General features: G+C 68.8%; 6 protein-coding genes and 1 pseudogene. 3 read left to right on the forward strand and 4 right to left on the reverse strand.

Annotated features, from left to right (window positions below; all coding sequences use genetic code 11):
- From E1285_RS41005 to E1285_RS41015, 3 genes and pseudogenes are all read right to left on the reverse strand, one after another.
- Positions 1-878 (reverse strand): annotated as a pseudogene (locus E1285_RS41005) (hypothetical protein); the annotation flags it as partial.
- Between the two features lie 609 nt (positions 879-1487).
- Positions 1488-2150: a hypothetical protein gene (locus E1285_RS41010; RefSeq protein WP_132160009.1), complete on the reverse strand. Its 663-nt coding sequence runs from the start codon at positions 2148-2150 to the stop codon at positions 1488-1490.
- Between the two features lie 45 nt (positions 2151-2195).
- On the reverse strand, positions 2196-3716 hold the full coding sequence (locus E1285_RS41015; RefSeq protein WP_132160011.1) for a polymorphic toxin-type HINT domain-containing protein: 1521 nt from the start codon (positions 3714-3716) through the stop codon (positions 2196-2198).
- Positions 3717-3872: 156 nt separating this feature from the next.
- Between E1285_RS41015 and E1285_RS41020 the strand changes: the two genes are divergently transcribed.
- Positions 3873-4748 carry an LppX_LprAFG lipoprotein gene (locus E1285_RS41020; protein WP_132160013.1) on the forward strand — a complete coding sequence of 292 codons (876 nt, stop codon included), beginning with the start codon at positions 3873-3875 and terminating at the stop codon, positions 4746-4748.
- 49 nt (positions 4749-4797) lie between these two features.
- Here E1285_RS41020 and E1285_RS41025 read toward each other — a convergent pair whose 3' ends face one another.
- The gene (locus E1285_RS41025; RefSeq protein WP_132160015.1) at positions 4798-5460 is read right to left on the reverse strand and encodes a hypothetical protein; all 663 of its coding nucleotides are present in this window, start codon (positions 5458-5460) and stop codon (positions 4798-4800) included.
- A 206-nt stretch (positions 5461-5666) separates the two neighbouring features.
- Between E1285_RS41025 and E1285_RS41030 the strand changes: the two genes are divergently transcribed.
- Together E1285_RS41030 and E1285_RS41035 are read left to right on the forward strand one after the other, a co-directional pair.
- Positions 5667-7250, forward strand: a complete 1584-nt coding sequence (locus tag E1285_RS41030; RefSeq protein WP_132160018.1) for a polymorphic toxin-type HINT domain-containing protein — start codon at positions 5667-5669, stop codon at positions 7248-7250.
- Positions 7240-7911: a pentapeptide repeat-containing protein gene (locus E1285_RS41035; RefSeq protein ID WP_132160020.1), complete on the forward strand. Its 672-nt coding sequence runs from the start codon at positions 7240-7242 to the stop codon at positions 7909-7911. Before E1285_RS41030 ends, E1285_RS41035 begins: the two co-directional genes overlap by 11 nt.
- Positions 7912-8294 lie beyond the last annotated feature (383 nt).

The following is an 8294-nucleotide window of genomic DNA, read 5'->3' on the forward strand; positions in this document are numbered from 1 at the left end:
GGGGACGTTGCGGGGGTTTGCCGCGGCGGCGCGGCCGGAGCGTGCGCGGTACCAGGCCGCGGCGCCGGCCCGGGTTGCGCTTCGGGCTGTGGCGGCGCGTCCGCCCGGGGCTGCTTCTCACCGCAGAAGGGGCATGCGGGCAAGGCCGTCGGCTCGCCGCACCACGGGCAGCGGACACAGTGGACCGAACGCATCACATGATGCAGGTCGTGCGGGTGGCCACTGAACGCGACGAACTCCGTGTACTTCCCCGAGCCCCAGAACCCGGCACTGAGCGGCGGCGCGGCGACGCTCGTCACCTGCACGGCCTGCAATGCCGGACGGAGCTGTCGCTCCAGCCAGTCGGGGTCGCCCTGCGCGTTCGCGGCGAGCATGAGCACGGGGTCGAGCGGCCTGCGGGCGATGTCCTGGACGGGCTTGGCGCCGGTGATGCGATGCACCGTGGTCTCGGCCGCCGACGTCACCATGAAGCCGCTGCCCGGCAGGTAGGAGCGCATGTGCTGGCCCAGCTTGGCCTGCCCGCGTTCGAGCTTGGCGACGCTGGCGAGCCAGGCCCCGGCGAAGAGCCGGTCGGCCAGGTGGGGCGCGATGCTCGCCAGCACGCCGGGCGGGGCGTGCGGCGCCGTGTAGGCGAGCTGGTCGGCCACGAGCGACAGCGCGAGCGGCGGGAGGTCCAGCGGCATGCGGGCGATCCGGTCGGTGGCCAGCAGCATCCGCGCCCGCCTGACCAGCTTGACGGCGGCGTCCGCCCGCCAAGCCGGGTGGACGACGAGCACGGCGCCCGTCCGCGCCAGAGCGGCGCTCGCTCCGTCGAGGAAAGTGAGGAGGGCGGCCGGATCGGCCGCGTCCGGTACCCGCTGGGCAACGGAACCGAGCATGATTCCGGTGCTGGGAACGTCTCCGACCACCACAACGACGGTCATGCGCGCCCCCGGGCCGTCCATGGCCTCACGTACGTTCCTTCCCCGTTCGCTCCATCCCCCGATGAAGCGTCCGAAAAGCTACAAAGGCTCCTTCAGACCCGAAAGACGATAACCCGCTGCAGACCCGAGATCAAGATGTTTACCGCCATCACTAATCCGGCTTTCGGACCTGCCCAAATAGCGGAAGCCAGCCTCGAAAGCGGTCTATTTGAACGATCAACGAGCGAGCCGCCGGTCCACGGCGAATCCGCGGCAACAATACCGTACACACGTGACGTCCGACACTTAGTTGTGCAACCTGTCAACGCTACTCCACAACGGACATCGTGCAGGTGGACGGGGCTTAATGGATCTTGGTCTGTCGTGGCGTCCAACGGTCCTGGCCTCCTCCCCCGCGCGAGACCCTCTTCGGCTCGGCCGCGCCCCCAGGCTGGGACCGCGGGCCCGCGTGCGGCAGATCCAAGCACAGGGAACCCGCCGGCGGCATGAAGCCAGGGACCTAAAGCTGGGCCCAAAGAGCGCTGGGCGGACGCGTCCAGCGACCGGCTCCAGGGCCGGTTGTGGTCAGGCTCGGTTGGCGGGGCCGGTGTCGTCCGCCGGAAGCAGGAAGGTCAGCCGGTTGACGAAGATGGGCTCGTACCCGAACAGCCCCGCCGTTTCACCCATCTCGTCAATAAATGCCTGGTCGACGGGCATGAAGTGGCTGACCGCGCAGACCAGCAAGAACCTGAACGCGAGTTCCGGCAGCCCGCACTCGACCAGATCCAGCAGCGCCCGCCGCAGATACTCCTCGGAGACCGGGTCTACATGGAAGTTCCGGGTGATCGAGAACCGCCGCACCGCGCTGGTGACACGCTCGGCGACATCTGGCCGCCGGTCGATCACCCCCTCCGGCACCACCACGTCCAACCCGGCCTCCTCCACCGGCGGCCGCATGATCTCGGCGATCGCACGCATCCAGCCCCGCCCATCATGACCTTCGGCCGACGGGAGGTACCAGCCGTCGCAGGCGGACCACCACAGCGCACCCAACTGCTCGGCAGTAAGCGGCGACGCATCGAGCAACTCGGCATCGAAGAGGTCGATCTGGCTCGTGCCCGCGTTCTGCACCCGGGCGCGCTCCCGCACGAGATCCAGCCCCGTCTCGTAGTGACTAAACCATGAGGAGATGAAATAAGTGTTGGCCAGCGAGGTGATCCCGAAGTTGCCCCTCTTGTAGCCGTACATCGCTCACCCCTCCCGATCATCTCACCGGCTCAGCGTATCGGCGCGTCAAGGCAACGGGTAGGCAGTGTAGATGTAATAGCCCGGCTTGTGCTTCGGCTTCTGTGCGCGTTTAAGGACGATAGTGAACGTGTTACCGGCGTCGGACAGGTCTTGCTGGCCCCTCTTCGCAACCTTGCCCAGCGAGCCGTTCCCGTAGGTGAACGGTCCCAGGGGCAGCGTGTCGTCCACGCCTGGCTTCTGTTTGCCGAGATCCGCGAACCAATTTTGGATCTGCTGCTGCTGCGCGGGGGTGAGATTGGCCATGGCGTCGTCAATGGCCTGCTGCGCAGTGGCCTTGTCCTTCCAGCGTCCCGCCACACCTCTGGTCCTCGGATCGTTGGCCTTCCTCCGCAAATCGTCGTCGGAGACATTGATGTGGTCCTGGATGGTGTGACCGAGCTCGTGGGGACCTCGCGGTGTTCCGGGCGGAGGCTCCTCGTGCTTGTCGAGGTCCGTGCAGTTGTGGACGAGGAGTTCCTGCGGTCCCACGTTGACGTAGTAGGTGTGCAGGTCGTCGACGGTGAGGTTGTAGACGGTTTCGGTCTGCTTGTATCGGTGCTGGTCGATGACCATGGCGTGGTCGCCGGTGGGGGTGGTGAGGGTGTCGCCGAAGACCAGTTCGCCGGCGTGGATCCAGGTGTCGATGCCGGTGACCCAGAAGGGGTGTCCGGTGGTGGCGGTGATGGTGGTGGTGGGTCCGCCGAGGGTGGCGTCGGGGTCGATGGTGAGGTCGACCAGGGGTTTGGGTCCGGTGCCGGTGATGCGGTCGGTGACGGTGCGGGGGCCTGAGCGTGCGGTGGCGGGGTCGGTGGCCCACACGGTGTCGCCGACGCGGACGTGCTGGATCGGTTTGCGGGTGCCGTCGGCCATCAGGACCGGGGTGCCCGCGGTGAAGCTGTTGGGGTCCTTTTTCTTCTTGCAGGCGTCCACGGCCTTGTCGAGGCGGTCCTGGGCGTCCTTGCGGGCTTTGCGGGCCTTGTCCAGGCGGCGTTTGAGGTCCAGGTACCGGTCGATCAGCTTGGCGATCTTGGGGATGGACTTCACGAGCTTGCCGATCTTGCCCCACGGCACCAGCCCCACGATCGCCCACAGGCAGTCCATGAGGTTGGGGTCCTTGATGCAGTTGATGATGTCGCCGGCGATGAAGTCCAGCCCGATCTTGGCGATCTCCTCGACCAGGTCGAAGTCGTCCCACTCGCCCTCGACGCCCTTGGCGTCCTGCTGGGCCTTGGTCAGCGCGGCCAGCGCCTCCCGGTACTCGCGCTCCTCGGGGGTCTCGCCACCGGCCGGGGTGGTGGCCCCCGGACCGGTCGGCGACGGTGAGGGCGTCTGACCGGCCTGTGGGTCGTCACCGGGCTCGTCGCAGTCCTCGCTCTGGGTTACCTGGCACACCCCCGACCGGATCCCGGCGGCGACCTCGTCGCCCACCACCACCAGCGACACCGCCCCGGTGATCGCGGCGACCAGCAGGATCACCGTCAGATACGACAGTGACCCCTCACCCCGGTCGCCCAACCGCCGCAGCATCCGATCCCCCTGGCACGCCGACACATCCACCGACACGTCCGACAAACGAGCTAACCAACCTGTCAGCACCCGCACACAGGCCCACGGACCCAACAAAGGACCCAAAAACCAGCGGGAGGAAGCATTCGCGAACAGGCGCCGCATAGAGTCCCCGGCATGAGGCTTCTCGCGGTGTCATTAGGCGTGGCCCTCGTCGTCGGCGGGCTCTCCGGCTGCTCGGGCGGCTCGGACGAGGGAGGAAAACCTCAGGGCGGGTCCGGCACACAGGGGCAGGCCCCGCCGACTCCCGCTGCCGCACTCGCCAGCGTCGCACTTCCCGGGCAGCCGGGGCCGCTGGTCGACCTGATCAGCAGGCAGGCCCGGTCGGCGGGCACCGTGCACGCCGAGATCTACACCACCGGCGGCGAGGGCGCCCAGAAGATCGACGAGAAGACGACCGCTCAGATGCGCACGGGGGTCCGGTCGCCGTCCGCCCAGCTGACGATCGTGGACGCGAACCCGTCCGACCCCAGCACGACGGAGGCGATCGTCACCGGCGGGACGGTCTACACGCGCGTCGACGGGCAGGAGCAGGCGCCGGGCAAGCCGTGGGTCCGCCTGTCGCGCAAGGACGCGGCCAACCCGGAGCTCAAGCCGTTCGCCAAGCTGCTCACCGGAATGCTGGACGGCGTAGACCAGGCCATGGCGCAGTTGTCCACCGACACGGGTTTGGCGCTGGTGCGCAACGGCTCGTTCGAAGGGGCGGCCGGTAACGAGAAGCTGGACGGGGTCGCGGTCCACTCCTACTCCGGCAGCACACCGGCGTCATCGATGAAGGAGAGCGACCCGGCGTTCGACGCGCTGAGCCAGATCGGCGTCGGAGACATCCCCTGGAAGCTGTGGGTCGATGGCAAGGGCCTGCCCCAGAAGTTCCAGGTCGAGGTCGCCACGCAGGGAACGAAGACCGTGCACGTCGTCACGTACAAGCAGTGGGGCGAGCCCCTCACCGTCGAGGCGCCGCCCGCCGCCAAGGTGCACATCCTCGGCGCCTAGCTGCCCTGCCCATTGCCCTGCCCGCCAGGGGGCGTGCGGGGCGTTGCCCTCAGGCCAGCGCGAACGAGGCGGCGAGCTGCTCCGCCTGCGGCGGCATCGTCCCCTTCTTCGCCTCGATGTCGACGAAGCAGAAGCGATCGCCGGAGACCGGCACCCGGACGGTGACCCCCTCCACCTCGACGTCGCGCTTCTGGGAACTGTAGGTCGCCTTGAAACCCGGCTTTCCGCCGACTTTGACATCGGTGAGCTTGGAATTCGGCTCCAGCGCGACTTGCTTGCGCTTCAACTGCTCGAGCGAGGCTCCGGTCAGGCCGCCTCGATCACATCCCGCCTGGGCATGCGGCGCATAACCCGACTTGACCGACGTGTCGATCGCGAACACCACACCCTGCTTCTTTTGTTCGTCAAGCAGTTTCTCAATGACCGGCCCCATCTCCCCGGTCAGGCTGAACGACGTCCGGACGACCTCGGAGTCGTCGGTGAGCGGGTCCACCTGCTTCCAGCCGGAGGGCAGCGTCAGGCTCACTTCCTTGCCGCCGAGTTTTTGCCCGCCACCTGCGGGCTCACCGGTCGCGGGGCCCGCCGGGCTCGTCGCGGGGGCGGCGGACGACGTGGCGGCCTGCTTCGTCTCGTCGCCTGACTCTCCGCAGCCGGCCGGTCCCAGTACGAGGCCGCCAGCCAGCGCGCACAACCCGAACCTCCGGAAATTCACGTCAATCTCCCATCGATCATGCGTCCGGCCGAATTGAGCACGCACGCCAGCAAAGCGGAATCCCCGCCCCCCGGGCAACCCTCGGCCACCGCCATTCCCGCTTCCGCTGGTTTTTGGGTCCTTTGTTGGGTCCATGGGCCTGTGTGCGGGTGCTGACAGGTTGGTTAGCTCGTTTGCCGGACGTGTCGGCGTGCCAGGGGGATCGGATGCTGCGGCGGTTGGGAGACCGGGGCGAGGGGTCACTGTCGTATCTGACGGTGATCCTGCTGGTCGCCGCGATCACCGCGGCGGTGTCGGTGGTCGTGGTGGGCGACAAGGTCGCCGCCGGGATCCGGTCGGGGGTGTGCCAGGTAACCCAGAGCGAGGACTGCGACGAGCCCGGCGATGACCCGCGGGCGGAGGAGTCGCCTTCGCCGTCGCCGGAGCCGACGGACCCGGACGGCGAGACGCCCGAGGAGCGCGAGTACCGGGAGGCGCTGGCCGAGCTGAACGAGGCCGACGAGGCGCTTGAGGACGTCGAGGCCGAATGGGACGAGTTCGACCTGCTCGAGGAGATCGGCAAGATCGGGCTGGACTTCATCGCCGGCGACATCATCGCCTGCATCGAGGACCCCAACTTCATGGACTGCCTGTGGGCGATCGTGGGGCTGGTGCCGTGGGGCAAGATCGGCAAGCTCCTGAAGTCCATCCCCAAGATCGCCAAGCTGATCGACCGGTTCCTGGACCTCAAACGCCGCCTGGACAAGGCCCGCAAGACGCGCAAGGACGCCAAGGACCGCGTGGACGACGCCCTAGACGCCTGCAACAAGAAGAAGAAGGACCCCAACAGCTTCATCGCCGGCACCCCGGTCCTGATGGCCGACGGCACCCGGAGACCCATCGAGCAGGTGCGGGCCGGTGACACCGTATGGGCGGCCGACCCCACCACCGGACGCTCGGGGCCCCGCACCGTCACCGCCCGCATCACCGGCACCGGCCCCAAATACCTGGTCGACCTCGCCATCGACCCCGACGCCACCCTCGGCGGACCCACCACCACCATCACGGCGACCGCCGGGCACCCGTTCTGGGTCGGCGGCGTCGGCGACTGGATCCACGCCGGCAAGCTGGTGTTCGGCGACACCCTCACCACACCCGGCGGCGAACACGCCATGGTCGTGGACCGGCGGCGCTACCAGCGGACCGAGACCGTCTACAACCTCACGGTCGACGACCTGCACACCTACTACGTCAGCTTGGGCGGGAACGACGTCCTCGTCCACAACGACCCGACACCGGACCCCGATGACTGCGACCTCACCACACCCGATCCGGACTACGAGACGCCCGAGAAGGGCACGCCGGAGTACGAGGAGCGCGTCAACGACCTGGCGCAGGACCCGTCCCACCAGGGTCAGGTCGGCCCCAAGGCGATCCGTGAGGCCGAGGTCGGGCTGGAGCTGGAGCGCAGAGGCGTCCTGGACGGGCCGATCGAGCGCGCCCCGAAGATCAACGGAAAGGACACCGGCGAGTTCGTGGACGCGAACGGCCAGCATTGGGACGTCAAGGCCTGGGCCGACACGTTCCCGGCGGGGCCGAACAAGGGGGAGAAGATGCCACCGGGCACGAAGGGGCGCTACGACCGCGGCAAGGTCAAGGATCAGATCGAGCACGAACTGAGCCAGACCCCGCCCGAGAACGTAATCGTCGACCCGCAGAACATGTCGCCGGAGGCGGTGGCCGACGTGAGGGAACTGGTCGAGTCCAATCCGGAATGGGCGGGCAAGGTAGTGTTCCTCGATGGCGGCTGAGCATGTGCGGACACGTGCCGGAGTCCGGTCCTGGCCCGGCTCCCCGGACGCGCACGCGGCATTGGCGGAGTACCTGGACGCGCTGGGGCCGGATCCGCTCCGGGCGGCCACCGCGCTGGCGGGCGATTTCCTCGATTTCACCGGGGCCGATCTGTCCGGCGTCGAGCTGAGTTCGGCGGGGCTTTTCGGTGCCGGTCTCGAAGGCGTGCGCTTCGTGGGGGCGAATCTGAACCGCGCGACGCTCAACGGCGCGCGGCTGAGCGGGGCCGATCTCACGTCGGCCGTGCTCTTCCGGGCGGACGCCCCCGAGTGCGAGGCCAGGGGCGCCGCGTTCCGGCGGGCCGATCTCGTGCACGCCGATCTCGGCCGCGCCGACCTGCGCGAGGCCGACCTGCGCGAAGCGGATCTGACCGCCGCCTACCTCGCTGACGCCGATCTCCGGGACGCCGACCTGCGCGGCTGCTCCTTCGGTCCGGTGGAACGTCCGGCCTCGCTGCGGCTCTCCCGCCTCGGCGGCTGCCGGGTGGCGGGCGCGTCCGGCCATGTGGCCGGCCCGGTCGACGTGGGGGCAGGCGAACCTCACTTCCTGGACGGAACCGACCTCGCGGCCTGGTTCCGGTCGCTGGACGCGCCGGACGTCCGCGTGGCGTCCTCCGGGTGACAACGACCTGTCCGGGCGTCCACGGCGTCGGGCGCGATGGCGTCCGTTACGGCGTGGGGACGGTGCCAGGCTCTAGAGTCTCCCTGTAGGCGGCCTCACTCTGGAGACGACGGCGATGACGAATCCTTCGGACCCCGGTCACACTCCGCGCCCGCCGGCGCCGGACCAACCGGGTGGCCCGTACGGCCCTCCGCCGCAGGACCAGCCGCGGGGTGGCCCGTACGGCCCTCCGCCGGGCGAACAGCCGAGGGACGGCGGTCCGTACGGTCCTCCGCGGGGTGAACAGCCGAGTGGGCCGTATCCCATTCCGCCGCAACAGCAGCAACCCGGCGCGGTCCCCGGGCCCCGCCCGCCCGGCCCTGGCTTCGGGCCGCAGGACCAGC

This window comes from Actinomadura sp. 7K507 (genome assembly GCF_004348425.1).
Lineage (GTDB): Bacteria > Actinomycetota > Actinomycetes > Streptosporangiales > Streptosporangiaceae > Spirillospora.

What these genes read in the sequence shown, in the direction of transcription:
- E1285_RS41010 (WP_132160009.1), bottom strand. Translation starts at nt 2,150, where the DNA reads ATGTACGGCTACAAGAGGGGCAACTTCGGGATCACCTCGCTGGCCAAC.
- E1285_RS41015 (WP_132160011.1), bottom strand. Translation starts at nt 3,716, where the DNA reads ATGCTGCGGCGGTTGGGCGACCGGGGTGAGGGGTCACTGTCGTATCTG.
- E1285_RS41020 (WP_132160013.1), top strand. Translation starts at nt 3,873, where the DNA reads ATGAGGCTTCTCGCGGTGTCATTAGGCGTGGCCCTCGTCGTCGGCGGG.
- E1285_RS41030 (WP_132160018.1), top strand. Translation starts at nt 5,667, where the DNA reads ATGCTGCGGCGGTTGGGAGACCGGGGCGAGGGGTCACTGTCGTATCTG.
- E1285_RS41035 (WP_132160020.1), top strand. Translation starts at nt 7,240, where the DNA reads ATGGCGGCTGAGCATGTGCGGACACGTGCCGGAGTCCGGTCCTGGCCC.